The organism is Cupriavidus sp. TMH.W2, assembly GCF_050847365.1.
In the GTDB taxonomy this organism is placed as follows: Bacteria; Pseudomonadota; Gammaproteobacteria; order Burkholderiales; family Burkholderiaceae; genus Cupriavidus.
In genome coordinates this window covers 2,555,349-2,580,201 of sequence record NZ_CP193793.1, presented here as the reverse complement: position 1 = coordinate 2,580,201, position 24,853 = coordinate 2,555,349, and the positions used below count along the sequence as shown (strand labels likewise).

At 68.6% G+C, this 24,853-nt stretch carries 29 protein-coding genes; 8 read left to right on the top strand and 21 right to left on the bottom strand.

Annotated features, from left to right (window positions below):
- Positions 1-51: 51 nt before the first annotated feature.
- The 6 genes from ACREYQ_RS29125 to ACREYQ_RS29100 all read left to right on the top strand — a co-directional run bounded on the left by ACREYQ_RS29125 (position 52) and on the right by ACREYQ_RS29100 (position 5,656).
- Positions 52-1,635: a DUF1302 family protein gene (locus tag ACREYQ_RS29125; protein WP_432261428.1), complete on the top strand. Its 1,584-nt coding sequence runs from the start codon at positions 52-54 to the stop codon at positions 1,633-1,635.
- A 14-nt stretch (positions 1,636-1,649) separates the two neighbouring features.
- The gene (locus ACREYQ_RS29120; RefSeq protein ID WP_432261427.1) at positions 1,650-2,906 is read left to right on the top strand and encodes a DUF1329 domain-containing protein; all 1,257 of its coding nucleotides are present in this window, start codon (positions 1,650-1,652) and stop codon (positions 2,904-2,906) included.
- A gap of 61 nt (positions 2,907-2,967) precedes the next feature.
- A complete protein-coding gene (locus tag ACREYQ_RS29115; protein ID WP_432261426.1) occupies positions 2,968-3,423 on the top strand; it encodes a nuclear transport factor 2 family protein in 456 nt (151 codons plus the stop codon).
- 168 nt (positions 3,424-3,591) lie between these two features.
- The gene (gene pip, locus ACREYQ_RS29110; RefSeq protein WP_432261425.1) at positions 3,592-4,548 is read left to right on the top strand and encodes a prolyl aminopeptidase; all 957 of its coding nucleotides are present in this window, start codon (positions 3,592-3,594) and stop codon (positions 4,546-4,548) included.
- 42 nt (positions 4,549-4,590) lie between these two features.
- On the top strand, positions 4,591-5,244 hold the full coding sequence (locus ACREYQ_RS29105) for a glutathione S-transferase family protein (protein WP_432261424.1): 654 nt from the start codon (positions 4,591-4,593) through the stop codon (positions 5,242-5,244).
- Positions 5,174-5,656 (top strand): LysR substrate-binding domain-containing protein, encoded by a 483-nt coding sequence (locus ACREYQ_RS29100; protein WP_432261423.1) that lies wholly within the window; start codon positions 5,174-5,176, stop codon positions 5,654-5,656. Before ACREYQ_RS29105 ends, ACREYQ_RS29100 begins: the two co-directional genes overlap by 71 nt.
- A 15-nt stretch (positions 5,657-5,671) precedes the next feature.
- Here ACREYQ_RS29100 and ACREYQ_RS29095 read toward each other — a convergent pair whose 3' ends face one another.
- The 20 genes from ACREYQ_RS29095 to ACREYQ_RS29000 are packed head-to-tail and all read right to left on the bottom strand — an operon-like array spanning position 5,672 to position 21,841.
- Entirely contained in the window at positions 5,672-6,889 is a 1,218-nt protein-coding gene (locus ACREYQ_RS29095; protein ID WP_432261422.1) for a cation:proton antiporter, read from the bottom strand.
- Between the two features lie 54 nt (positions 6,890-6,943).
- Positions 6,944-7,636: a 4'-phosphopantetheinyl transferase family protein gene (locus ACREYQ_RS29090; RefSeq protein WP_432261421.1), complete on the bottom strand. Its 693-nt coding sequence runs from the start codon at positions 7,634-7,636 to the stop codon at positions 6,944-6,946.
- Positions 7,636-8,085: an excinuclease ATPase subunit gene (locus ACREYQ_RS29085; RefSeq protein WP_432261420.1), complete on the bottom strand. Its 450-nt coding sequence runs from the start codon at positions 8,083-8,085 to the stop codon at positions 7,636-7,638. Before ACREYQ_RS29085 ends, ACREYQ_RS29090 begins: the two co-directional genes overlap by 1 nt.
- A 49-nt stretch (positions 8,086-8,134) precedes the next feature.
- Entirely contained in the window at positions 8,135-9,364 is a 1,230-nt protein-coding gene (locus ACREYQ_RS29080; protein ID WP_432261419.1) for a beta-ketoacyl-ACP synthase, read from the bottom strand.
- Positions 9,361-10,092, bottom strand: coding sequence for a 3-oxoacyl-ACP reductase FabG (gene fabG / locus ACREYQ_RS29075; protein ID WP_432261418.1), 732 nt, complete (start codon positions 10,090-10,092; stop codon positions 9,361-9,363). Before fabG ends, ACREYQ_RS29080 begins: the two co-directional genes overlap by 4 nt.
- Entirely contained in the window at positions 10,089-10,553 is a 465-nt protein-coding gene (locus ACREYQ_RS29070; RefSeq protein ID WP_432261417.1) for a hypothetical protein, read from the bottom strand. The genes fabG and ACREYQ_RS29070 overlap by 4 nt, the downstream gene beginning before the upstream one ends.
- A gap of 2 nt (positions 10,554-10,555) precedes the next feature.
- Positions 10,556-11,743, bottom strand: coding sequence for a beta-ketoacyl-ACP synthase (locus ACREYQ_RS29065; RefSeq protein WP_432261416.1), 1,188 nt, complete (start codon positions 11,741-11,743; stop codon positions 10,556-10,558).
- Positions 11,740-12,336: a DUF3261 domain-containing protein gene (locus ACREYQ_RS29060; protein ID WP_432261415.1), complete on the bottom strand. Its 597-nt coding sequence runs from the start codon at positions 12,334-12,336 to the stop codon at positions 11,740-11,742. The genes ACREYQ_RS29065 and ACREYQ_RS29060 overlap by 4 nt, the downstream gene beginning before the upstream one ends.
- Positions 12,333-13,565 carry an NAD(P)/FAD-dependent oxidoreductase gene (locus ACREYQ_RS29055; RefSeq protein ID WP_432261414.1) on the bottom strand — a complete coding sequence of 411 codons (1,233 nt, stop codon included), beginning with the start codon at positions 13,563-13,565 and terminating at the stop codon, positions 12,333-12,335. The genes ACREYQ_RS29060 and ACREYQ_RS29055 overlap by 4 nt, the downstream gene beginning before the upstream one ends.
- 59 nt (positions 13,566-13,624) lie before the next feature.
- Positions 13,625-16,027, bottom strand: a complete 2,403-nt coding sequence (locus ACREYQ_RS29050; RefSeq protein ID WP_432261413.1) for an MMPL family transporter — start codon at positions 16,025-16,027, stop codon at positions 13,625-13,627.
- The gene (locus ACREYQ_RS29045) at positions 16,020-16,649 is read right to left on the bottom strand and encodes an outer membrane lipoprotein carrier protein LolA (RefSeq protein ID WP_432261412.1); all 630 of its coding nucleotides are present in this window, start codon (positions 16,647-16,649) and stop codon (positions 16,020-16,022) included. The genes ACREYQ_RS29050 and ACREYQ_RS29045 overlap by 8 nt, the downstream gene beginning before the upstream one ends.
- Positions 16,646-17,062, bottom strand: a complete 417-nt coding sequence (locus ACREYQ_RS29040) for an acyl-CoA thioesterase (protein ID WP_432261411.1) — start codon at positions 17,060-17,062, stop codon at positions 16,646-16,648. The genes ACREYQ_RS29045 and ACREYQ_RS29040 overlap by 4 nt, the downstream gene beginning before the upstream one ends.
- 40 nt (positions 17,063-17,102) lie before the next feature.
- Positions 17,103-18,074, bottom strand: a complete 972-nt coding sequence (locus tag ACREYQ_RS29035; RefSeq protein WP_432261410.1) for an acyltransferase — start codon at positions 18,072-18,074, stop codon at positions 17,103-17,105.
- On the bottom strand, positions 18,071-18,820 hold the full coding sequence (locus ACREYQ_RS29030; RefSeq protein WP_432261409.1) for a glycosyltransferase family 2 protein: 750 nt from the start codon (positions 18,818-18,820) through the stop codon (positions 18,071-18,073). Before ACREYQ_RS29030 ends, ACREYQ_RS29035 begins: the two co-directional genes overlap by 4 nt.
- Positions 18,813-19,175 carry a hypothetical protein gene (locus tag ACREYQ_RS29025; protein ID WP_432261408.1) on the bottom strand — a complete coding sequence of 121 codons (363 nt, stop codon included), beginning with the start codon at positions 19,173-19,175 and terminating at the stop codon, positions 18,813-18,815. Before ACREYQ_RS29025 ends, ACREYQ_RS29030 begins: the two co-directional genes overlap by 8 nt.
- Positions 19,168-19,716, bottom strand: coding sequence for a hypothetical protein (locus ACREYQ_RS29020; protein WP_432261407.1), 549 nt, complete (start codon positions 19,714-19,716; stop codon positions 19,168-19,170). The genes ACREYQ_RS29025 and ACREYQ_RS29020 overlap by 8 nt, the downstream gene beginning before the upstream one ends.
- Positions 19,716-19,979 carry an acyl carrier protein gene (locus ACREYQ_RS29015; protein ID WP_432261406.1) on the bottom strand — a complete coding sequence of 88 codons (264 nt, stop codon included), beginning with the start codon at positions 19,977-19,979 and terminating at the stop codon, positions 19,716-19,718. The genes ACREYQ_RS29020 and ACREYQ_RS29015 overlap by 1 nt, the downstream gene beginning before the upstream one ends.
- A 57-nt stretch (positions 19,980-20,036) precedes the next feature.
- Positions 20,037-20,309 (bottom strand): phosphopantetheine-binding protein, encoded by a 273-nt coding sequence (locus ACREYQ_RS29010; RefSeq protein WP_432261405.1) that lies wholly within the window; start codon positions 20,307-20,309, stop codon positions 20,037-20,039.
- Positions 20,296-21,072 (bottom strand): lysophospholipid acyltransferase family protein, encoded by a 777-nt coding sequence (locus tag ACREYQ_RS29005; protein ID WP_432261404.1) that lies wholly within the window; start codon positions 21,070-21,072, stop codon positions 20,296-20,298. The genes ACREYQ_RS29010 and ACREYQ_RS29005 overlap by 14 nt, the downstream gene beginning before the upstream one ends.
- A complete protein-coding gene (locus ACREYQ_RS29000) occupies positions 21,065-21,841 on the bottom strand; it encodes a beta-ketoacyl synthase chain length factor (RefSeq protein ID WP_432261403.1) in 777 nt (258 codons plus the stop codon). The genes ACREYQ_RS29005 and ACREYQ_RS29000 overlap by 8 nt, the downstream gene beginning before the upstream one ends.
- A gap of 87 nt (positions 21,842-21,928) precedes the next feature.
- Here ACREYQ_RS29000 and ACREYQ_RS28995 point away from each other — a divergent pair, with 87 nt between their 5' ends.
- Complete coding sequence (locus ACREYQ_RS28995; RefSeq protein ID WP_432261402.1) at positions 21,929-22,231, top strand: hypothetical protein; 303 nt, start codon at positions 21,929-21,931, stop codon at positions 22,229-22,231.
- Positions 22,232-22,340: 109 nt separating this feature from the next.
- Here the strand turns inward: ACREYQ_RS28995 and ACREYQ_RS28990 are convergent, their stop codons facing one another.
- Positions 22,341-23,657 (bottom strand): MFS transporter, encoded by a 1,317-nt coding sequence (locus tag ACREYQ_RS28990; protein WP_432262684.1) that lies wholly within the window; start codon positions 23,655-23,657, stop codon positions 22,341-22,343.
- Positions 23,658-23,822: 165 nt separating this feature from the next.
- Here ACREYQ_RS28990 and cyoA point away from each other — a divergent pair, with 165 nt between their 5' ends.
- Positions 23,823-24,827 carry a ubiquinol oxidase subunit II gene (cyoA, locus tag ACREYQ_RS28985; protein WP_432261401.1) on the top strand — a complete coding sequence of 335 codons (1,005 nt, stop codon included), beginning with the start codon at positions 23,823-23,825 and terminating at the stop codon, positions 24,825-24,827.
- The last annotated feature ends 26 nt before the right edge of the window (positions 24,828-24,853 follow it).

Sequence of the window (24,853 nt, the reverse complement as noted above, 5' to 3'; positions counted from 1 at the left end):
CCCGTTCTTGCGGGGAAGAGAACAAGAAGTAAAACATCAATGGAGGAGAGAATGAGAGTGAACGCTTGGTATGAACTTGGCATGAAGGCCGGAGCGGCAGGGCTGGCGCTGGCATTCCTGGCGCCCTCGTCAGGTGCCGTCGCGGCGGAGCCGGAGGAGCCGGCCGCGGTCAGCGCGGACCGGCCGGCGGAGCGCGATGGCGGCTCGGAGGACTACAGCTTCCACCTGGGCGGATACGCCCGCACCTGGGCGTCTTTCAATCTGCAGAATCCGCCGGAGACCAGCCGCAACGACAGATTCTCGCCATCCATGCTGCGTGGTTCGCTGCTGCTGGATGCCGACGCAAAGACCGGTCCGGTCTCCTGGAAAGTCGTCGGGCGCGCCGACGGGGAATACAAGACGCGGTACCTGAAGGACCTGGAACAGCTGAACCGGACCAATTCCCCCGGGGGCCCGGGCAGCCACCTGATGGACCAGTATGACCAGGCCGATCTGCGCGAGTACTACATGGATTTCTCGCCCGTAGACCGCGTGAATCTCCGCATCGGCAAGCAGCAGGTGGTCTGGGGAGAGACCGACTTCTTCCGCGCGCTCGACCTGGTCAACGGCTTCGATTACCGCTGGCGCTCCTTCCTGGAGCGCGAGGGCGATGAACTGCGCAAGCCGCTGTTCCTCCTCAAGGCCAAGGTGAATGTCCCGGAGGCGGATGGCAGCCTGCAGCTGCTGTTCCGCCCTGGCATCGACCGGAACCGCGACGTGGGCAACAGCTACGATCTGTATGGCGGCCGCTGGGCCGGCCAGCCATACAAGGGGGTGGACTTCCTCGCTCCCGGCGCGCTGAACTACAACTATCGCCAGCCGGGCGCCAATGTCAGCGACAAGACCGGTGGCGTCCGCTGGGAAGGCATCGCCGGGCCGGTGAACTACTCGCTGGCCTACCTGAAGACGTTCAGCAACGACCCGGTGGTGAACTCGGCCTTCGCGCCGTCGGGCCAGGCGCCAACCGGCGCGCTCGGCGACTTCATCTTTCCGAAGATCGACCTGTTCGGCGCTACCGTCAGCGGCTACGTCCCGGCCATCGATTCGGTGCTCAGCACGGAACTGGTCTACACGCGCAATGCGCCCTACAACGTAGGCACCAACTTCTTTGGCGGCGCCCTGCCGGGATTTGGCGGCATCATCAAGAAGGATCTGGTCACCGCCATGGTCCGGATGGACAAGAACCTGAACCTGACCAGGCTGCTGGGCACCAGCCGGCCGTCGTTCTTCTCGGTGCAGGTGTTCGACAAGTGGATCCAGAACTACAAGCGCTCGGATGACATCGTCAACATGGTGGGGTACGGCAGGGCGGCGAGCCAGCATTCGACCATCGCCACCGTCATCCTTGGCCTGAACTACAAGAACGACAAGATCAATCCCCAGCTGGCGGCCGGCGCATCGCTGCAGGGCGGCGGCGCCTTCCTGATCCCAAGCGTGGAGTTCGTTTATGGGGACCACTGGAGACTGGTCCTGGAGGCCGATCTCTTTTTCTCGAAGCACAAGCGGCAACCGGGCCAGATCGAAAACTCGACCGGTCTGTTCGGATCGTTTGCCGGCAATGACCAGTTCCTTGTTCGTCTGACACGACAGTTCTAAGTAGGAGACACACCATGAATCGCATCCAGAAGACGCTCGCGCTGTGCATGCTCGCGGCATTCAGCGCCGGCCCGGCGGCAACGCTGGCCGCGGAGCTACCCGCCGGCACCGTGATCGACAAGGCCAACATCGACAAGGTCAAGAGCGACACGTTCGATGGCCACAGCATTGCTAGCCTGCTGACCGAGAAGCTCGAGTGGCAGATCCGAAACACCGGCCTGAAGATTCCGCTCGGCCATGCCAAGCCTGTGCAGCTCGACCCCAAGTACCTCGAGGCCACGAAGAAGAACGCCGGCAAGGCGCAGTTCGATGAGAAAACCCGCGAAGTGACCGGCTGGGTGGCTGGCATTCCGTTCCCTGAAGTCAGCCAGAACGATCCCTTCGCAGGCGACAAGCTGATCTGGAACTTCTACTACGCCTCCCCGGAAGGCGACGTCATCAACAACAAGGCTACCTTCCTGATGATCAGCGGCGACAAGGGCCTGGAGTCGACACAGGACTGGCTGTTCCAGCGGTACTACATGAAAGGCCGGATCAGCGGCGACAAGCCGGTGCTGGGCGATGGCGGCACCCTCAGCAAGACCCTGTTCGTGGCGACGGCGCCGGAAGACATCAAGGGGGTAGGCACCTTTACCATCCGCTACGATAGCCCGAAGCTAGAGGACAGCTGGGCCTATATCAAATCGGCGCGCCGCACCCGTCGCCTGTCAGGCGGCGCATGGATGGACCCGGTAGGCGGCCTCGACGTGCTGAACGATGACATCTATGTGTGGAATGCGCGGCCTTCGTGGTACCCCAAGGTCAAGCTGGTGAGCCGCCGCTGGATCCTGGCGATCTCGGATGCGAAGCTTGGCTACAACCCGTCTAAGAAGGGCACGCCGGAGGAATGGAAGACGGTAGACCTCAGCAACCCCCCGCACTGGAATCCGCTACAGACGTGGCAGCCTCGCGAGGTCTGGGTGATCGAGGGCACGCCGCCGAACGAGCACCCCTATGGCAAGAAGGTCGTCTATATGGACGTGAACTATCCCCGCATATACATGGGCGAGGCCTATGACAAGAAGGGCGAGTTCTGGAAGTTCATCAACTTCCACATGACGCCGTCGACGGGCGAGGATGGCACGAAGTACTCCTCATCGGTCCAGGGCGATATCATCGACTTCAAGGCGCGCCACGCCTCCGTCTATCTCTTCCGCGGCTATAAGCTCAACGAAGCGAAGATCAAGGAAAGCGACATGACCTACAGCGCGCTGGAATCCATCGCCAAGTAAAGCGGCGCACGCCGGCCGGCTGCCGGCCGGCGTGCCCTTTCCAAACAGGAGACGCAGAAACATGGAAACCAGACCGATGACCGACGAGCAGCGCAAGGCAATCGCGCTGGAGTACTTCCGGCGCATGGACCGCGGCGAAAGCGTCGCGGAGCTGTTCGACGAACATGCGGCGTTCTACTTCCCGAAGTGGGGGATGGCGCGGGGGCGCGCGCAGATCGAATCACTGTTCCGGGACCTGATGGGCATCCTGGAATCGGTCAGCCACGATATCGCGCATGCCAACATCATCCAGCAGGGCGATCTGGTCGTGGTGGAGGGTACCTCGAGCGGGACCACCAAGTCAGGCCGTACCTGGCGGGCTGGCGTGACCCACGCCGGCCTGTGGTGCGATGTCTTCGAAATCCGGGACTTCCGTATCCAGCGCTGCTACGTGTATCTGGATCCGGACTACGGTGACGACGACACGGAGCGCTATCCGTGGCTGCAGCGCAAGGCCGATGCCGGCCCGGGTAACTGATGCATCGCGCTGAATCCGAGATTCCAATGATGGCGATGGGTTCCAGCGGCAGGGTGTAATCGGCCATGGACGTATCACGTGCCCGAATACGTCCAGCGCCGGCTCGCTGCGGCACAGCGATCGTCTCCCGGGTAAACTGTGGATCCCGACCTCCGGAGACCCGCATCCATGCCCGCCCCGCGCACCCTCTATCCTGAAATCGAGCCCTATGAAACCGGCACGCTGGATGTCGGCGACGGGCATGTCATCTACTACGAACGCGTGGGCACGCCTGGTGCCAAGCCGGCGGTGTTCCTGCACGGCGGGCCGGGCGGCGGGATTTCCGCCGACCATCGGCGCTTGTTCGATCCGGCGCGCTATGACGTGCTGCTGTTCGACCAGCGCGGCTGCGGGCGCTCGACGCCCCATGCGGGGCTGGAGGCCAACACCACGTGGCACCTGGTCGACGATATCGAGCGCCTGCGCGATCTGGCCGGCGTGGAGCGCTGGCTGGTGTTCGGCGGCTCATGGGGCTCGACGCTGGCGCTGGCCTATGCGCAGGCGCACCCGCAGCGCGTCAGCGAGCTGGTGCTGCGCGGCATCTACACGGTGTCGCAGGCTGAGCTGGACTGGTACTACCAGTACGGCGTGTCCGAGATGTTCCCCGACAAGTGGGCGCGCTTCCAGGCGCCGGTGCCCGAGGCCGAGCGCGGCAACATGATGGCCGCGTACCGCAAGCTGCTGACCGGTGACGACCAGGACAAGCAGGTGGAAGCGGCGCGCGCATGGAGCGTCTGGGAAGGCGAGACCATCACGCTGCTGCCCGATGCCGGCAACAGCGCCAGGCACGACGACGGGCACTTCGCGCTGGCGTTCGCGCGGCTGGAGAACCACTACTTCACGCACCGCTGCTGGCTGGAAGACGGGCAGCTGCTGCGCGACGCGCGCAAGCTGGCCGCCATCCCCGGCGTGATCGTGCATGGCCGCTATGACATGCCGTGCCCGGTGCGCTATGCCTATGCGCTGCACCAGGCCTGGCCCACGGCCGAGTTCCACCTGATCGAGGGCGCCGGCCATGCGTGGACCGAGCCGGGCATCATGGATCAGCTGATTGCCGCGACAGATCGCTTTGCGGCGCAGCCGTAGCTGCGCGCCGACCACCGCCGAAGATCACTACCGGAGATCACGATGGAGTTGTACGCCCACCCGTTTTCGTCCTATTGCCAGAAGGTTCTCGTTGCGTTGTACGAGAACGCCATCCCTTTCGAGTTCCGGATGCTGTCGCCCGAACACGGTGAGAACATGGACGAACTCGCCAGGCTGTGGCCGCTCAGGCGCATGCCGGTGCTGGTCGACGGCAGCCGCCCGGTGTTCGAGTCCAGCATCATCGTCGAATACCTGGACCAGCATTACCGCGGGGCCGTGCGCTGGCTGCCGGAGTCGCCCGACGCCGCGCTGCAGGTGCGCCTGCTCGACCGCTTCTTTGACCAGTACGTGATGACGCCGATGCAGCGCATCGTGGCCGACTACCTGCGCCCGGCGGAGCACCGCGATGCCTTTGGCGTGGCCGAGGCGCGCAAGCTGCTCGATTCGGCCTATGCCTGGCTGGATTCAACGCTGGCCGGCCGGGAATGGGCCGCGGGCGGCGCCTTTACGCTGGCCGACTGCGCCGCCGCGCCGTCGCTGTTCTATGCGGACTGGGTGCAGCCGGTCCCGGCTGCGTGCGGCAACGTGCGCGCCTATCGCAACCGGCTGCTGGCGCGGCCGTCGTTTGCGCGCGCGGTGGACGAGGCACGGCCCTATCGCCCGCTCTTCCCGCCGGGGGCGCCGGAGCGGGACTGACGGGCAAGGTCGGGCCGCACCGCATCGACATCCGCGAATCCGGCAGCCGGCCGACCTGGCGCGGCACCAGATCCTGCGCATTACCTGGCTTGCGGCCGGCGACGATATCTTGCTCGACGGCCCCGGTGGACAGGCACTGGTCAGCGCGCCCTGCCGCTACCGCGTCAACAACTCGCTGGCGATGCGAGAGTGCTTCCTGGCCAGCGCCGGCTTTGGCATGACGCCGGCGTGGCTGGTGCAGGACCTGCTCGACAGCGGCGCCTTGCAGCGGGTGCTGCCGCGCTGGAGCGGCCCGGCGCAGGAGGCGTTCCTGGTCTATCCGTCGCGGCGTTACCAGCCGGCGCGGGTGCGGGTGTTGCTGGACTACCTGGCGCAGGAGATTGCGGGATTGCCGGGGTTCACGCCGGTGTGAGCGGCCGGCAGGTGCTCAAGGCAACCGGCCCCGCGCCACCAGCATCGTCAACGGCCGCGCCAGCAGCGTGCTGGCCAGCGCCATCAGCAGCAGGCCGGAGAACGCCGCGGTACTGATGATGCGCGCGTCCAGCAGCACAGTCAGCACTACCACTTCGACCAGGCCCTTAGTCTGCAGCAGCGTGCCCAGTGCCAGCGATTCGCGCCAGCCCATGCCCGCGCGGCGCGCGGGCAGTGCGACGCCGGCCATCTTGCCAGTGATCGCGACGGCCAGCGACAGCACCGCGATCCACAGCGTCATCGGATTGTCCAGCGAGATCTCCGTGCGCAGCCCGGCGGCGAGGAAGAAGAAGGGCAGCAGCACCACCACCGTGACCGGTTCGAGCTGCTGGCGCACGCGCTGGGCTGCGCGCGCGGGCCACACCAGTCCGGCGATGAAGCCGCCCATCACATGGTGCAGCCCGGCCAGTTCGCCCAGGAATGCCGAGGCCAGCACCAGGAACAGAGCTATCGCCAGCAGCAACTCCGTCTCCGGCGCGCGGCGGCGCAGCAGCCAGGCCAGGGCCGGGCGCACCGCCAGGAACATGAACGCCAGGTAGGCACCGGCGCGGGCCGCGACGGTAAGGGCGCTCGCGCCTTCCTGGCCGCCATGCTGAAGCAGCACCAGCGTCAGGAACAGCCATATCCAGGCATCGTTGACGGCGGCGCAGCGCAGCGCCAGCTGGCCCAGGTGCGTGCCGGTCAGGCGCATCTCGCGCAGCAGCGCACCCAACACCGGCAGCGCCGTGACGGCGGTGCAGATGCCCATGGCGCAGGCGAACCAATAAGGGTCGGCCAGTTCGCCGGCGACCGGCCAGCCGGCCGTGGTCATCCACCAGCCGGCAGCGGCCCCGAGCGCGAACGGCGCCGCGATGCTGCCCAGCGAGATCTGCAGGGTCGCGCGCCAGTGCGCGGGCGCGCCGCCTTCGCGCAGGTGCAGGCCGGTCAGGAAGCAAAACAGTGTCACGGCCAGCCACTGCAGGCCGGACAGCATCGGCAGACGCTCAGGCCCGAACAGTGCGGTCCAGCCCTGCGGCGCCAGCGCACCGAACACGGACGGACCCAGCACGATGCCCGCCAGCACCTGCACGCCCACCAGCGGAAACACCGACTGCAGGCCGGCACCACGCCACAGGAGGTAGGGCAGCGCGACCACCAGCATCGCCTGCAGGAAGAAAATGCTGACCGCGTTCATTGGGCGGTCCTGGCGGTGCATGCGCCAACAAGCGCAACATTTACAGACATCGATTCAGGCATGGTTGATGGCAGTGGAGCCGGTCGGCACCAGCCGCCAGTAACGCGGGGCGGCGGGCATCACCAGCGTGGTCAGGGTACCAATGTCAGGGGCGCAGAGTGCCAGCACATGGCCGTCATGCAGCCAGGTACAAGCGTTGGCGCCCTGTGCGCACGACGCCTCCAGCGTCAGCGCATGGCCCAGCATGGTGGCGAACAGGCCGCCGCCGTGGAGCTTGAGGCCGGCCTCCTTGAGCGTCCACGCATGCGCAAACCGGTGCGCGATATCCCCTGGCGCCACGTGGCTGGCAAGCGTGGCGCGCTCGGCCTCGGTGGTGACCGCACCATAAAGCGCGTCGAGGCCCTTGCGTGGCCGCACGAACTCGAGATCGAGGCCAAGGGCGTTGGTGCCCACCGCGCAGGCGATCCGGTCGCCGCTGTGCGAGATCGACAGGCTGGCCGGCGCCGGGCCGCGGGCCTGGGGCGGCGCATCCTCGCCGTCCGTCAGCGACCAGTCCTGCCAGCTGCCGCCGAAGGCCTGCGCGAGCAGCGTGCGGGCCAGCCATCGGCCCGCGACGAACTGCCCGCGCCGCCGCGTTGCCGGCATCGCCGCCAGGCGCGCGCGCTCGCCTGCAGACATCCACGACTGCGCTTCGGGTGCCTGCGCGGCCAGCGCAGTCACGCATCCCAGGCGCAGCCAGGCTGGCATTACTGCGCGATCCTGGCGTAGGTGCCTTTCAGCGCCACGCCTACCACCACGGCACCGGCGTGGCATTCATAGTCGGTCGCGCTCGTGACCTCGTTCTTCTTGTAATAGCTGACGATGTCGATGACGGCGTTGGCGCCCTGGGACTTGGCCGTGTCCTGCAGCGCGATCAGCGCCGACAGCGCGGCCCAGCGGCAGCCGTCCTCGTCGCTCTTGCCCACGCCGTTGGTCTTGCGGTTGGAGATGCCCGATTCCAGGCGCTCCAGCACCTTCGGCGTCTTCTGCCCGGCCAGGTAGAAGCGGAAGGAGTCGTCAAGCTTTTCCTTGGCTTCCGGCATGTTGAGCACTTCCTGCAGCGGCAGCATGTACTTGGTGTCGCGGGCCATCGCGGGGGAGGCGAGCAGGGCGCTGGCGCAGATCGTCAGGGCGACGGCGCGGAGAACGGGCTTCATGGATCTTCCTTCTTCTGGTTGGTATGCGGTTGCCAATCTAAAAAGCACTTCAGTCTTCCCAACGGCGGAACACCAGTGAGGTGTTGATGCCGCCGAAAGCGAAGTTGTTGCTCATCACGTAGTCCACCGCCAGCTCGCGCGGGGTCTGCATGATGTAGTCGAGGGGGGCGCAGCGCGGGTCGGGGCTGCTCAGGTTCAGCGTGGGTGCAAACCAGCCGTCGCGCATCATCTCGATGGTCATCCAGGCTTCGAGCGCGCCGCACGCACCCAGGGTATGGCCCATGTAGCTCTTGAGCGAGCTGACCGGCATGGCAGGGCCGAACACAGCATGCGTGGCGTGCGACTCGGCCACGTCGCCGTGGTCGGTGGCGGTGCCGTGCGCGTTGACGTAGCCGATGCGCGCGGGTTCAAGGCCCGCGTCTTCCAGCGCCAGCCGCATCGCCACGGCCATGGTCTCGGCCTTGGGCTGGGTCACGTGCGCGCCGTCGCTGTTGGTGCCGAAGCCCACGATCTCGGCCACGATGCGCGCGCCGCGCGCCTGGGCGTGTGCCAGTTCCTCCAGCACCAGCGTGCCCGCGCCCTCGCCCAGCACCAGGCCGTCGCGCGCGCGGTCGAACGGGCGCGGCGTGGCCTGCGGGGTGTCGTTGCAGGTGCTGGTGGCAAAGAGCGTGTCGAACACGGCCGCCTCGGTGGCGTCGAGTTCTTCCGCGCCGCCCGCCAGCATCGCCACCTGGCGGCCGCCGCGGATGGCCTCGTAGGCATAGCCGATGCCCTGGCTGCCCGAGGTGCAGGCGCTGGAGGTGGTCACGATGCGCCCGGTGATGCCGAAGAACACGCCGATATTGACCGCCGTGGTGTGGGGCATCATGCGGATATAGGTGGTCGCGCTGATGTCCTCGGTGGTGCGCTCGCTGCGCATGCGGCCGAAGTCGGCGACCGCCTCGGGCGTGCCGGTGGAAGAGCCATAGGCGATGCCAAGCCTGCCGCTGGCCAGCAGCGGATCACCGAGAAGGCCCGCGTCCTGCAAGGCGGCCTCGCTGGCCAGCACCGACATCAGCGCCACCTTGCCCATCGAGCGGGTCAGCTTGCGCGTGTAGTGCGGGGGCAGCGTCAGCGGCGGCACGGGCGCGCCCAGCATCGTGTTCAGGCCCTTGATGCCTTCCCACTCCGGCATGCGCACGACGGCGCTGCGCCCCGAAGACAGGAAGCCGCGCGCGGACGCCCAGTCATTGCCCAGCGCGCAGACCGCGCCGGTTCCGGTGATGACGACGCGTTTCACCCGAACATCCCCCCGTTGACCGAAATCACCTGGCGCGTGATGTAGCCCGCATCGGGCGACATCAGAAAGGCCACGGTGGCGGCGACTTCATCGGGCGTGCCCATGCGCCGCGCCGGGATCATGCGCAGCGCTTCGTCGCGCACATGGGGCTCGACCATGTCGGTGTCGATCAGCCCGGGCGCCACGCAGTTGACGGTGATCGCGCGCTTGGCCAGTTCGATCGCCAGCGCCTTGGTGGCGCCGATGATGCCGGCCTTGGCCGCGCTGTAGTTGGCCTGGCCGCGGTTGCCCACCAGCCCCGACACCGATGACAGCGTGACGATGCGGCCCGGCTGGCGGCGCTGCACCATCGGCATCACCACCGGGTTGAGCACGTTGTAGAAGGCATCGAGGTTGGTATGCACCACCTCGTCCCATTCGGCGCCGGTCATGGCCGGGAAGGCCGCATCGCGCGCCAGGCCCGCGTTGCACACCACGCCGTAGTAGCAGCCATGCGCGGCAATATCGGCCAGCAGCGCGCTGGCGGCATCTTCGCGGCGGGCCACGTCGAAGCACAGCACGCGGGACTTGCGCCCGCATGCGCGCACCGCGTCGGCGACGGAGTCGGCCTCGTCGCGGCGCGAGCGGCAGTGCACCACCACGTCATAGCCGTCGCGGGCCAGCCGCAGGGCAATGGCGCGGCCGATGCCGCGCGACGAACCCGTGACCAGCACGGTCGGATTACTCATGGCTGTTGTCCTTGCAGAAAGGCCTGCGCATCGGCAGGCTGGAACACGGAGACATTGGCGCGGGCGACCTCGCGGCCATCCAGCGCCAGGCGGCAGGCAAACTGGCCGAGTCCATTGTCGCCGGTCAGTTCGGCGTGCACGCTGATGGTCAGCTTGCTGCCAATGGGGAAGGCCGGCACGTCGCACTCATAGCGGCGCGAGCCCAGCAGGAAGCCGATGCCGGGCGCGCGGCCGGCGCGCCGGTTGCGCATGCCCGCCCAGGCGGCGATGGCCTGCGCCATGTATTCGATGCCGACCCAGCCGGGCATGCCGGCCGCATCGGTGAAGAGCTGCCCCGGCCGTACCGTGGCGCGCACCGTGCAGCCTTCGTCGTCGGCATGCAGCAGGGCGTCGAGCAGCAGCATGGCCCCGCCGTGGGGCACCACTTCGGCGACGGGTGGCAGAGTGTCCAGGTCTTGCATGCTCATCCTTCCCCCAGCACCAGCACGCCGTTGCTGCCGCCAAAAGCAAACGACAGGCTCATCACATGGCGCGGCGCGCGCCCGAGCGCGCTGCCCGGCCCGGCCACGTGCAGCGGGGGCAGCGCCGCATCGGCCACGCCGTCCCACCAGTGCGGCGGCAGCTGGCCGCGCGGGTTGCCGGCGAGCGTGAGCCACATCAGGGCGGCTTCGATGGCGCCGGCCGCGCCCAGCGTGTGCCCGGTCAGCGGCTTGGTAGAGCTGACCGGCACTTCGCGGCCCAGCACCGCAGCCACGGCGTGGGCCTCCATCACGTCGTTGGCCGGCGTCGCGGTGCCATGCAGGTTGACGTAGTCGATTGCCTGCGCGCCGACGCCGGCGCGCGCCAGCGCCTGTTGCATGGCCAGTTGCGCACCCTTGCCCTGCGGGTCGGGCGCTGACATGTGGTAAGCGTCGGACGATTCACCCCAGCCGGCCAGGCGCACCGGCCCGGCGTCGCGCGACATCAGGAACAGCGCCGCGCCTTCGCCGATATTGATGCCATTGCGGTTGGCCGAGAGCGGATTGCAGCGCGCCGCGCTGACCGACTCCAGCGAGGAAAAGCCGGCCACCGTAAATGCGCACAGGGTATCGACGCCGCCGGCCAGCACCACGTCCGCCAGGCCGTGGCGCAGCAGCCGCGCACCGGCTGCCAGCGCTTTCGCGCTGGACGAGCAGGCGGTCGAGATCGTGTACGCCGGCCCGGTCGTGCCCAGTGTGGCGGCGAGAAAGCCGGCGGGCGAGCCCAGCTCCTGCTGGCCATAGTGATAGGCCGGGGGCAATGTGCCGTCCGCTGCCAGCGCCTGCAGCGCCAGTTCGGCTTCACGCATGCCGGAGGTGCTGGTGCCGAGCACCACCGCCACGCGGGCGGGGCCGATGCGGGCGATGGACTCGTCCACGGCCGGGCGAATCTGGTGCAGCGCGTCGAGCAGCAGGGCGTTGTTGCGGCTGCGATGGCGCGCTTCGGCATGCGCGGGCACGGCATCGTCGGCAAGATCGCTGACCGTGCCCAGCAACAACGGGCGGCCAGGGCTGTAACGGTCGGTGACTTCGCCGGCCGCTGGCGCGCCGGCTTGCCACATGGCCGCGCGCACGGCGTTCTGCCCGCGCCCGAGCGCGCAGCGGATGCCGACGGTGTTCAAATATGCCGTCATGCCGCACCGCCCGAGTTGTTTGCCGCCGCGGGCAGGTTGCGGATCGTGAGCCGATAGCCGTCGCGGTGCTGCACGAACAGCGTGGTGGCGGCATCGGGGAAGCGGATCTCCGCCACGATTTCGCTGCCCTGGCGCAACTGGCGCAGCGCGGGCGCCGCGTCGAAGCTCCAGCCCGCTGGCAAGGCGGCGCGGATGGCCGCGGCCGGCCACAGCGCGAGCTGCAGGTCGCTCAGGATGCGTTCGGGCTGCAGCTCGGCCGGCGCCCAGGGCGCGCGCGATACCTGCAGCGTGGCGCCGTCCCAGTCCAGCCGCGCCAGCACCTGCCCGCCGCCGACGGCGGCCAGCCGCGTGTGGGCGGCATCGGCTTCGAGCTGCGCCAGCAGTTCACGGCGCTCGGTGCGGCCCTGCAGGGTGAACTCGACGGTGATGTGCTGCTGCAGCTTCAGTTCGCGCTGCAGCGAGGCCGGCGGCAGGCGCAGCAGCGCCGTGGCGCCGGCGGCTGAAGCCCTGGCTTCGGGAACCGAGCCAGGCGACGCGCAGCCCGCTGCCAGGGCAGTGGCCAACGCCAGCGCGGACAAGGTGGCGCGGTTCATCGGACGTTGCAGAATTCTTCCAGCACCGCCAGCCGGCGGCGCGGTTCGGCAACGAAGGGATTGTCGCGGTCCCAGGCATAGCCGGCCAGGATCGCCGAGATCATGTTGCGGATTTCCGGGGTGGCGTTGGGATGGAAGATCAGCTTCTGGAAGCGGCCCTCGTACCAGGCTTCGACAAAGACGCGGAAGCAGTCCACGCCGGCCTTGAGCGGCCGCGCGAAGTCCTGCTCCCAGTCCACGGTCTCGCCGGCGAACTGGCGCACCAGGCATTGCGCCGCCAGGCTGGCCGACTTGAAGGCGATGGTGACGCCGGACGAGAACACGGGGTCCAGGAACTCGCCGGCGTTGCCGAGCAGCGCGTAGCCGTTGCCCCACAGCGACTTCACATTGGCCGAATAGCCCGCGATCTGGCGCGCGGGGGTGTCCCACTGCGCGTTGCCGAGCAGCTTCGCCAGGCCCGGCTCTTCGGCCACCAGTGCCTGCAGCCGCTCGGTGTCGCTGCCGGTGTAGCGGTCCAGGAACGCCTTCTCCGCCACCACGCCCTGCGAGCAGCGGCCGTCGGAGAACGGGATGGTCCAGTACCAGACGTCCTGGTGCTGCGGATGCACGCTGATCAGGATCTTGTTGCGGTCGAAGGTGCCGGTCGGGATGCGGTCTTCCACGTGCGTGAAGATCGCGCTGCGCACCGGGAAGCCCGACGGCGTTTCCAGCTGCAGCAGGCGCGGCAGGATGCGGCCGAAGCCCGAGGCGTCGAGCAGGAACCTGGCGCGTACCTTGTACTGGCTGCCGTCGGGCGCGCGCACGGTGACTTCCGGCTGCGCGCCGCTGACGTCGACGTTCTCCACCAGGTGCGAGAAGCGCACCTCGGCGCCCTGGTGCGCGGCCTCCCCGATCAGCACGTCGTCAAAGCGCGCGCGCTGCACCTGGTAGGTGGTGCCCCAGCCGGGCGAGAATTTCTCGCGGAAGTCGAACGCGGTCTGCTGCGTGCCGCGCGAGAAGGCGGCGCCGTTCTTGTACTGGAAGCCCGCTTCCACCACCGCGCGCAGCATGCCCGCTTCTTCGATATAGGCCATGCTCTGCGGCAGCAGGCTTTCGCCGATCGAAAAGCGCGGGAAGGTCTCTTTCTCGATCACCAGCACCGGAATCCCGTGCTTGCGCAGCAAGCCGGCAGCGACCGAGCCCGCTGGCCCTGCGCCGATGATGACGACATCCGTGGTTTCCGTTTTCATAGGCTTCAAATTCCGATTCGTGGGATTGCAGGTTTTGGGGGCGCGAATCCTTGCGGCTGTCAGGGCCTGTCATGCGCGTCGCCCGCCGGCGCCGGCGGCCGGAACCACGGTGACAGCACCCAGACCGCGCCGACGCCGGCCAGCATGGTGACGCCGAACGCATGCAGCGCGGGCGTGGACGACAGCGCCAGCAGGCCGAATGCCAGCAGGGTGCTGGCCGCCCCCAGCACGATGGCGGTCCACGATACGCCATCGCCGGGGTGTTCCAGCAAGAAGATGCCATAGTCGACGCCGACGCCCAGCAGCAAGGCCAGCGCCAGCACCGGGAACAACTGCAGCGGCACCTGCATCCAGCCCAGCAGCGCCACGCTGAAAAGCGCCGCGAGCAAGGTCGGGACCAGCGCGCGCCACGCGGCGCGGCCGTAGCGCCACGCCAGCAGCACGCTGACGGCGACGGCGCCGGCCAGCAGCAGCCAGGTCATCAGCACGCGGTAATGGTGCAGCAAGCCGGACAGGTCCGCCACCCGGTCGACCCATTCGACCCCCGGCACGCCGGCCACGGCGGCCTCCACCTTCGGCATGGTCCTGGGGTCGTCCAGGCCGCGCAGCAGCATCACGCTGGCGAAACCGCCGTCCTTGCTGTCCTTGTCTTCACGGCCCAGCCAGAGGTGGCGCAAGGCCTCCGAGACCGGATGCGCGAGCCACGCCTGCAGGGTCAGCACCGCTTGCGGGGCGGCCATGCCGCGCGCGGCAGGGGCGGTGGACGAGCCCGTCAGCTGCGCAATGCGCTCGCGCACCTGTGCCTCCAGCGGCGCGGCCAGCGCCGCATCGGCCCGCTGGCGTGCCGCGGAGGGCACCCAGTCGGACAGGGCGACAAAGCCGCCCAGCCCGCCCTGCGCCACGATTCCCGCCAGCGCCGCCTTGGCGGCTTCTTCGCGCTGCAGCACCTGGTCGGCGGACGCGCCGCGCACCAGCAGGAACTGCGCGGGGCTGGGGCTGCCGAGCAGGCGCCCGGCGGTGCGTTGCGCTTCGATCAGCGCGGGCGGCGAGCTTTGCAGCTGGCGCAAGTCGTCGACTACCTTCACCTGCAACAGGCCCGGCACGATAAAGGCTGCCAGCGCCGCCGCCAGCAGCAGCGTGCGGCGGTCGGCGCGCACGCGCGGCCAGCGTGCCAGGCTCCGGGCCAGCCACGCCGACAGCCGCGTTGGCCGCAGGCTGCCGCGGTCGAGCAGCGGGAACCACAGTACCACGGTCAGGAACGCCGCCAGCAGGCCCGCGGCGGAGAACAGCGCCATCTGCCGCAGCCCCGGGAACGGCGCGATGCCCAGCGCCAGGTAGGCAACCACGCTGGTGGACAGCGCCAGCGTCATGCCGGGCAGCAGCCGGCGCATCACCCCTGCCGGCGTGCGCCGCCCATCGGCCTGGCGGGTCACGAAGTAGTGGATGCCGTAGTCCTCGGCCACGCCCACCAGGCTGGCGCCGAACACCAGCGTGATCAGGTGCACGCGCTCGAACACGGCGGCGGTTACCGAGATCGCCGCGGCGGTGCCGATCAGCAGCGACAGCGCCACCAGCACGATCGGGCGCAGCGAGCGGAAGGCCAGCCATACCAGCAGCAGCACCGCGGCCAGCGAGCCCAGTCCGATCACGTTCATCTCGATGCTGGCCTGCGCCGCCGCGGCTTCGGCATGCAGCGGAATGCCGGCCATCACCACGCGCACCGTGTCCTGCCCGGCGCGCGCGCTGATGTCGGCGCGCGCCAGCAGGTCGCCATAGTCGGTAGCGCCGCTGACCGAGAACGCGGGCTTGCTGATGCGATAGGTCAGCAGCACCCAGTGCAGGCCTTCGGCGCAGAAGGCCGGCAAGCCGTCGCGCTCGCGCACGCGGGTCAGGTCGGCGCGTGACAGCCACCAGTCCTGCCACAGCCCGAGCGGGTCGGCGGACCAGCCCGACAGGCTGGCGCCGGCCGAGAACTGGTACAGCCGCGCCAGCGCCTGCTGCGCCAGCGTGTCCGCATCGGCGCGGCCAAGCGTGGCGCGCTGGCTGTCGGTCAGCAGGTGGTCGCGCCACGGCCGGTAGAACGCCAGCGCGGCATCGAAGTCGAATGCGGCGATCTTGTCGACCGGACGCAGCAGCCCGGGATGCGCGCCGGCGGCCTGGCCGAAGCGCTGCGCGGCCGCCCTGGCCCGCTGCCAGTCGGGCGCGCCGACCAGCACGATGATCTCGCGCGAGACGCCATCAGCCAGCTGGCGCAGCACGCGGTCGGCGGTGGCGGTGCGCTCGCTGCCGGGCAACAGCGCCATGACGTCGGTATCGACGCGGGCGCTGCGCCAGAAGCTGGCCTGGTGCAGGGCCAGGCCAAGGACGATGGCCAGCCAGGCAAGCGCCAGCACGCGCGCAAGCGATGCCATGCCCGTGGCGGCGCGTGCCCCGGTGCTCGCGCGGTTGGCCGAATCACTCAAAGCGCTGGACCTCCGCGGCGGACAGGCGCGGCGCGGCCGCGGGCTCGATCAGACGGATCCGGGTGGCATCGCCGCCGGCCTCTTCCAGCCGGATGCTGCGCACGAAGCGGTCGCCGGCGAGCTCGATGCGCGCGAAGGCGCGGCGTATGCCGCTGTCGGTCGGCGTCAGCGTCAACGCCCAGCCGTCCTTGCCGGCCAGCCGCGCGTCGATGGCAAAGCGCGCCGACAGCGCCGACAGGTCGCCGCGCAGCACCGCGATCATCGATTCGCCGACCACGCGCATGGCTGGCTGGGCGTCGGCGGCCACGCGCTGCTGCACCTGGCCATCGGCACCGCGCACCACCAGCTGCGTGGGCGTGACCAGCAGGCTCGACAAGATTGGCTCGCGCGTGGTCCACGCCAGGCCGCGGTCGCGCGCCAGCACGAAGTCGCCGCGTGATACCAGCGCATTGGTGAAGCCGGCCAGCTGGCGCTGCTGCTCGAAGCGGCCGTGGATGATTGGCGCATCGGCCAGGCGTGCGGAGATTGCGTCCAGCGCATTGGCGGACTGAGCGGCCTGGGCCGCCGGCCCGGCCAGGCAGGCGGCCAGTGTGGCCGCGGCCAGCAAGGTGCGGCGCCTCATGGGTGCACCCCCAGTCGCTGCCACAGCACCGGCGGGCACTCGTAGCACATCTCGCCGTTGCGCATGTCCACCGCTACCTGCACCGAATAGCCCTTGGTCAGGCGTGCGCCGGTGGCCGCGTCGCGCAGCAGGTAATCGATCTTGAGCCGGTTCTCCCACTCGACGATGGTGGCGCGCACGGTCACGGCCTGGCCGTAGACCAGCGGGCGCACGTAGCGCAGGCGCAGGTCGACCACCGGCCAGGCATAGCCGGAATCGCGCATGGCGGGATAGTCGTAGCCAAAGCGCGCCAGCAGCGCGCAGCGCGCCTGCTCCAGGTAGTGCACATAGTTGCCGTGCCACACCACGTCCATCGGGTCGAGGTCGTGGAAGGCGGGGCTCAGGGTGATGTCGTGGCTGAGGTCTGGGGTCATGGCACGGTGGATGGCAGTCGATGGCGCGGTACGACGCAGCTCAGGGCGCGCGTCCGGCGGTGGCGTCGGGGTCGGCCCAGAAATCGTAGAAGTTGAACCAGTCATAGGGCGACAGCACCAGCAGTTCGGCCAGCCAGTCGGCATAGGCGCCGGCGTAGCCGGCCAGCGCCTCGGCGCGGCCCGTGCGCGGCAGGCGCGCGCTGCGCGCCAGTTCGGTAAAGCGCAGCAGGTGGCCGTCGCCGTGGCGGATGCAGCCCATCGCGAACAGCGGGCAGTCCATCAGCGCGGCCAGCACGTACGGGCCGACCGGGAAGCGCGCCGGCGCGCCCAGGAACGGCACGCTGACGGCGCGTCCGCCATGGGCCGGGGCGCGGTCGCCGGCAATGGCGACAAATTCGCCGGCGCGGACCTTGTCGGCCAGTTCCTGCGCGGTGGCCGGCGAGATCTCGTCGACCTGGTACAACTGCAGCGTGGCGCCGGGATCAATGCGCGACAGGATGCGGTTGAAGCGCTGCGCATGCGCGGTATGCACCAGCACCGTCAGGCGCAGGCCGCGGCGATGGCGCGCCAGCACACGGCACAGCTCCAGGCAGCCCATATGGGCGGTGACGACGATGCCGCCCTGGCCGCTTTCGATCTGGCGCAGCATCACCTCCGCGCCTTCGCGCGTGACATTGCCGAAGGCATAGCGCCCGCCGATCGCCAGCAGCTTGTCGAGCAGCGTGTCCGCAAACGCATACAGGTGGCGCAGCGTGTGGCGCGCGCCGGGGGCAGGGCCCACCGCGCCGCTCACGTGGTGCACGCGGCGCAGGTAGTCGAGCGAGGCACGGCGCGCGGCGCCGTGCGCGAGCCAGTAGTAGGTGACCACCGGGTACAGCACCGCGCGGAAGGCCAGGCGCCCGAACAGGCGATGGACTGCGTACAGGCACCAGACGCCCCACACGCAGGTGGCTTCGCCGATGCGGCTCCAGTGGCGCGCGGCGGGCGCCGCGCCGGGTGCGGTCGCGCTCATGCCAGCTTGCGTCCCATCAGCACCGGCAGGCGGCGCAGCATGCCGAAAAACAGGCGCGTGTGCATCCAGGAGATGCGCAGGTTGTCGCGCCAGACCCGGAAGTGCGAGACGCCGTCGCTGGGGTAGGTCACCGGCGTGGGGATATTGATGATGCGCACCCCGCGCCAGACCAGCCGCACCAGGATCTCGATATCGAATTCCATGCGCGGTCCGATCCGCGCCGCGCGTGTCAGCGGCACCACGTCGCCCAGCGGGTAGACCCGCAGCCCGCACATCGAATCACGGACTGAGAAGGACAGGGTATGGACCCAGACCCAGACATGGGTCAGGTAGCGGCCGATCAGGCGCCCGCGGGGCACCGAGGCGTCGTAGACCGGGTTGCCGCACACCATGGCCGCCGGGTGGCGGCGCGCCATGTCGAGAAAGGCGGGAATGCAGCCGGCATCATGCTGGCCGTCCGCGTCGATCTGCAGCGCGTGTGTATAGCCGGCGCGCCAGGCGGCCTCGAAGCCGGCGGTCACGGCCGCGCCCTTGCCCTGGTTCTGTTCCAGGCGGACCAGGGTGATGCGGCCGTCCTGGCGTGCCGCGAGGCCGCGCAAGACTGCCGCGCATGCGGCGTTGCTGCCGTCGTCGACCAGCAGGCACGGCACCGGGTGGGCCAGGATCGCATCGACCATGGCGCCGATGGCGCGCTCGTGGTTGTAGACCGGCACCAGCACCACGGGCCGGAAGTCGGCGTCAGCCATGCTCGCTCCTGAAGACGATGCGGCCGCTGGCGTGCGGGCCCGATGCTGAACTCAGGCGGAACGCCAGCGCCAGCCTGTCCGGTAGCCATTCGAGATCCAGCCGCACCCGGCTGCCGGGGCGGATGATGCCCTGGAACTTGAGCACGTCCAGGCGCAGGAAGCGTTCGCGCGGCGGCACCGGCAGGCGCTGGGGGGCCAGCGCCATGGCCCAGTCGACCTGCGCCACGCCGGGCACGACCGGCGAGCCGGGGAAGTGCCCGTCGAAGATGGCCAAGTGCGCGCGGACATCGAGCATGGCCGCGGCGGCGTGCCCGCTGCTTTCGATCCACACGGCGTGCGGCAGGGTCTCAGCCATGCCGCCCTCCTGCCATGACCTGCCGGCGCACCAGCCACTCGCCGGCGAACATGGCGCCGATCAGCACGTAGGCAATGGCGCCGTTGTACAGCGCCCAGACCCGGTCACTGGCAAGCAGCGCCGTGCCGATGGCCAGCGTGCCGTTGACGCCGAAAAACAGGCACCACGCGGCGGTGACCTTGCGCGTGTAGGCCACGCCCGACGGCGGCAGCGCGGGTTCGCGCAGGCGCGCGATGCGCTCCACCACGCTGGGTCCGCGCCACAGGCTCCAGCCGAAGACGGCCAGCAGCACCGCATTGACCAGCGCAGGGTACAGCTTGAGCGGCATCGCCTCGCCCGAGGCGAACACCACCAGCGCGAGCGCGGCCGCGGCCAGCGCCAGCAGGCGCCAGCCGGCGTGCCGCGCGGCGGCCAGCCGCAGCCCCAGCAGCGCGACCAGCAGCAGCGCCACCATGCGGGGCGGCCAGTGCTGCAGGCCGACGAAGACCGCGACCGGGTAGCACAGCGTGAGCGCGCCCAGGGTCCAGGTGCGCCAGAACATCAGGCGGTCGCGGCGGAATCGGAGTCGATCAGCAGTGCCAGTGCCTGCACCACATCCTGAATGGTGCGCACGGACTTGAACTGTTCGGGCTTGAGGGGTTTGTCCAGCATCGGCTTGAGCTTGACCAGCAGGTCCACCGCGTCGATGCTGTCGATGTCCAGGTCCTCGTAGAGCCGGGCTTCCGGCCGGATGCGGTCCGCTTCGATTTCAAAGGAGTCCTGCAGGACTGCCGAAACTCGCGCAAAGATGTCGTCGTGGGTCATGGCCATGCCTACCAGCTTGAAGGGGTCAGGGTACTCGATGGGATCAGGTCGGACGCTTCAGGCCGCGGCCTGCTCGGCGCGCTGCGCGGTCACGAAGGCCGCCAGCGCCGCAACGCTGGCAAAGTGGCTGCGCACCACGTCCTTGTCGCCGCTCATTGAGATGCCGAAGCGCTTCTGCAGCGCCAGCCCGAGCTCCAGCGCATCGATCGAATCCAGGCCGAGGCCCTCGACGAACAACGGCGCATCGGTGTCGATATCGTCGGGCGCCACGTCCTCGAGCGATAGCGACGAGACGATCAGTTCTTTGATTTCTTGTTCAAGCGCCTTCACGGCGTATCTCCCTGAAAAAATAATCGGTCAATGCCAGCGTGACCGCGCGCACGGCGATGGTGTCGTCGGCACCGGCGTCGGCCAGCTGCCTGGTGTCGATGTCCTCGCGCACATCGATCACATAGCGCGGCCGGCGCACCGGCACGCGGTACCACTTGTCGCCCTTGCGCAGGGTGGGCGGCTCGCAGCGGATGATCACCGGCGTCAGCGCAAAGCCGCCGCGCACCGCGATGTTGGCGGCGCCGCGCTGCAGCCGCAGGCTGCCGTCGGCCGGGGTGCGCGTGCCCTCCGGAAAGATCACCAGGTTGTTGCCCGCGCGCAGCGAGGCAATGCAGTCCTGCACCATCGCGGCTCCGGAATCGTTCCGGACATAGCCGGTGGCCAGCACTGGCCCGCGCGTGAACGGGTTGCGCGCCAGGCCGGCCTTGACCACGCAGTCGGCGCGGCGCGCGAGCGCAATCAGGAAGATCACGTCGATCAGCGACGGATGATTGGCGACGATCAGCAGCCCCTGGCGGCGCAGCCGCTGCGCGTTGCGCACCTCATAGCCGATCACGCCCACCGTGCGCATCAGCCACAGGAACAGCCGGAACGCGCGGCGGATCACATCCTTGCACACGCGCTGCCGCTGCACCGCGCTCCATGGCGCCAGCGCCAGCATGGGGAACACCAGCACCCGCAGCACCAGCCCGCCCAGCCCGAACCCGGAAAAGCAAAGGCCGGTGGCGCACACGCGCCAGACACGATCGAGCCGCTCAACCATGGCGCTGCCACTGCCACGTGGCGCGCTCGCCCCGATAGCGCAGCCGGGTGTCGCCGGCCACCACGAAGCGCAGCACGTCCAGGCCATGGGGAAGCTGCGGCGCCGGCGCCCCGGCGGGCTCGTCGGACAGGGTCAGCGTGTACCAGGGCTCGCCCGCGCGCGGGGCGCCGAGGCGCCAGCACCAGCTGTACAGGGAGCCGGGTTCGTCCTCGAACGCGGCATAGGGCGCGGCCACCGGCGCGTCATAGTTGACCAGCAGGACCTCGGGCGCGCCGTCGGCCAGCAGGCTGCAGGCCTCCAGCACGGCCGTTTCCACGGTGTCGCGCCCCGCGGACAGCGACTGCAGGTTGTTCATGTCGGCGAGGTCGATCGAGCGTACCGCGCCGGTCGCGTTGTGGACCGCCAGCCCGAACGCGGTCGGCGACAGCGGCTCGGCGGCCGCCAACTCCGTCAGCATGGCCACCAGCCGGCTGGTATCGCCGTGGCGCGAGGCAAAGACCGCGGGGACTTCCGCATGCTCGGCCTCGCCCACTGCGCAGGCATAGGCCGAGGCCAGCGCCACCCGGCCCAGCAGGGGCAGGCGCCGGCGCAGCATGGCGGCCATTGCCGGCAAGGCCGGGGCTTGCGCCACCGGCGCCGGCAGGTGCGGCTCGGCGCTCCAGGCCCGCCAGTCGTGCTGCGCCTGCAGGCCATCGGCCCAGGCCGACCAGGCACGAATGCCGAAGGCCAGCGCCACGCCGCCGTTCTCCTTGCCGATGCCAGCCGTCATGCCTGCCGGCCTTTCGCGCTGGCCGCGCGCCCGAACGCCGCCCCGCCGTGCAGGCGTTGGCAAGCGAACAGGCAGGCGTGGCGATTCATGATTCCGGCTGGAAATATCAACGGTGAAAAGTTGGGATTTTTGCGGGCGTCATTTTACTCAGATCGCCGCGGTGAGAATGTCAAAAATGTTGCTACTGTGGCGAAAATGCTTATCTGGCTGTGGCCCGAAGCGCGTTACCTCGCCACGCCGATTGCCCGTAAAGCCGCAGCCAGCCGCGGATGCCCCTCGATTGGGGGGCGCCGGCGCAGCCATGTTCGCAACTGTTCGGAAATTTCAGAAATTATTCCTCGCGTCGTCTGCTTGACACCGCGCCCGCGCAAGCCAGGGGAATATGGCTGACTGCCGTCGATATTGCCGGCACGACAATATATATCGGTGATTTTCACCGATTCTTTAGCCAAATGGCCGGTGCAAATCCCCGAACGCAGGCTGACGGCGCGCGCGCCGATCAGTCCTGCGTCCCCAGTGCGCGGTTGATCCGCAGGGCAAGCAAGGTGCAGGCAACCCCCGAAAGCAGATAGCCGCTGACCGCAATCAGCCCGAACTCCACGGACAGGCCGAGCGCAACCAGCGGCGCGAACGCGGCGCCGAACAGCCAGGCCATATCGGTGGTCAGTGCCGCACCGGTGTAGCGATACCGGCGCTCGAAGTTCGACGTGACGGCCCCCGCCGCCTGCCCGTACGACAAGCCGAGCAGGCCGAAGCCGATCAGGATGAACAGGTCCTGCCGCGCCGGGCCGCCACCCATCAGCCAGGGCGCGAACAGGCTGAAGATGCCGATCAGGATCGCCATCAGGCCAAGCGTCGTGCGCCGGCCGATGCGGTCCGCGATCCAGCCAGATGCAATGGTGCCGACAATGCCGATCACCGCGCCCGCGATCTGGATGGCCAGCACATCTGTGATCGGCTGCGTGCCATGCAGCGCCACCCACGACAACGGAAACACGGTCACGAGGTGGAACAATGCATAGCTGGCCAGCGCGGCAAATGCGCCGAGCAGCAGGTTGTACCCCTGCTTCTTCACGATTTCCGTGGTGCTGATGGGCTCAAGCTCGTCCTCGTCCAGCAGTTGCGTGTATTCGTTCGTCACCACCAGGCGCAGGCGCGCAAACAGCGCCACGACGTTGATCGCGAAGGCGACGTAGAAGGGATAGCGCCAGCCCCACTCCAGGAACTCATGGACCTCCAGGCTGGCGATCAGGAACAGAAACAGCGAGCCGGCCACGATAAAGCCGGTGGGCGCGCCGAGCTGTCCCATCATCGCGTACCAGCCGCGGCGCTGCGGTGGCGCATTGAGCGCCAGCAGCGACGGCAGCCCATCCCATGAGCCGCCAAAGGCGATGCCCTGCAGCGTCCGGAATACCGCCAGCAGGATGATCGAGGTTTGCCCGAGCGTGGCATAGCCGGGCAGGAAGGCAATGCCCACGGTCGCGGTGCCGAGCAGGAACAACGACGCGGTCAGCTTGATGCTGCGGCCCCACCGGCGCTGGATGCGCATGAACAGCGCGGTGCCGAATGGCCGTCCGATAAACGCCAGCGCAAAAATCGCAAACGCATCGAGGATCCCTTCCAGCCGCCCGGTGAATGGAAAGTAGACGGTCGGGAAGACCAGCACCGACGCGATGCCGTAGACGAAGAAATCGAAATACTCCGAAGCGCGGCCGATCACCACGCCGGTGGCGATTTCCGCCGGTGCGACGTGTGCGGCGCCGGGCGCCGGAGGTGCCGAGGGAGACGCCCGGTGCTGGCGGGTCACGCTGGTCATCGGCATACCTCCCTTCCTTTGTGAGGATGGCACTGCAAATTGCCCCATGAAGAATGGCACCTGAGCGCCTAAACTGCCATAGTTGCTCAGAACAGTCTAAGTCACGTATGCGCCGGCGTACAAATGATGCGGACTTCCAAGGCTATGCGATCTCCCGGTCCGACAATGACATTGCGCCGCCCGATCCGCTGGTTGTTGCTGCTGCCAGTCATGCTGGCACTGAGCGGCTGCAACGCCGTGCTGCTGGCGCCGGCCGGTGACCTTGCTGTCCGGCAACGTGATCTGATCATCATATCCACCTGTCTGATGCTGCTGATCATCGTTCCGGTGATCGTGCTGACCCTGCTGTTCGCGTGGCGGTACCGGGCCTCCAACCAGGACGCGCCCTACAACCCGGACTGGGATCATTCCACCGTGCTCGAACTGCTGATCTGGTCCGCCCCGCTGCTCATCATCATTGCACTGGGCGCCGTGACCTGGGTCAGCACGCACAAGTTGGACCCCTACCAGCCGCTGAGCCGGCTGGACGAAAACCGCTCGCTGCCGGTGGATGTTCAGCCGCTGACCGTCGAGGTCGTGGCACTGGACTGGAAGTGGCTCTTTCTCTATCCGGAGCAAGGCATTGCCACGGTCAATGAGCTTGCCGCGCCCGTCGACCGGCCCATCCGCTTCAAGATCACGGCCTCCAGCGTGATGAACTCCTTCTTCATCCCCGCCCTTGCGGGCCAGGTCTATGCCATGCCGGGCATGGAGACCCGGCTGCATGCGGTCATCAACGAGCCCGGCGTCTATGAGGGCTTCTCGGCCAACTACAGCGGCGCAGGCTTCTCGCACATGCGGTTCCGGTTCCACGGCCTGAGCAATGAGGAATTCAGCCGCTGGGTGCAGAAGGTCAAGGCCGAAGGCACAGCGCTGTCGCGCGCCACCTACACGCAACTGGAGCAGCCCAGCGAACGCGAGCCGGTGCGGCGCTATGCCAGTGTGGCCACGGATCTGTTCGACGCCATCCTGAACCGCTGCGTGCAGGCCGGGCAGGTCTGCCAGAAAGACTTGATGGCCCTCGATTCGCGCCGTGCCCGGGGCCTGACGGGAGCCGTGTGCACGGCCAGCAACACGCCTGGCGAGCCGGTCGGCGTCACCGTGGCCGGCGCCGAAAGGCTGCTGCGCTAGCCGGCCGGCAGCCACCAGAGGATGCC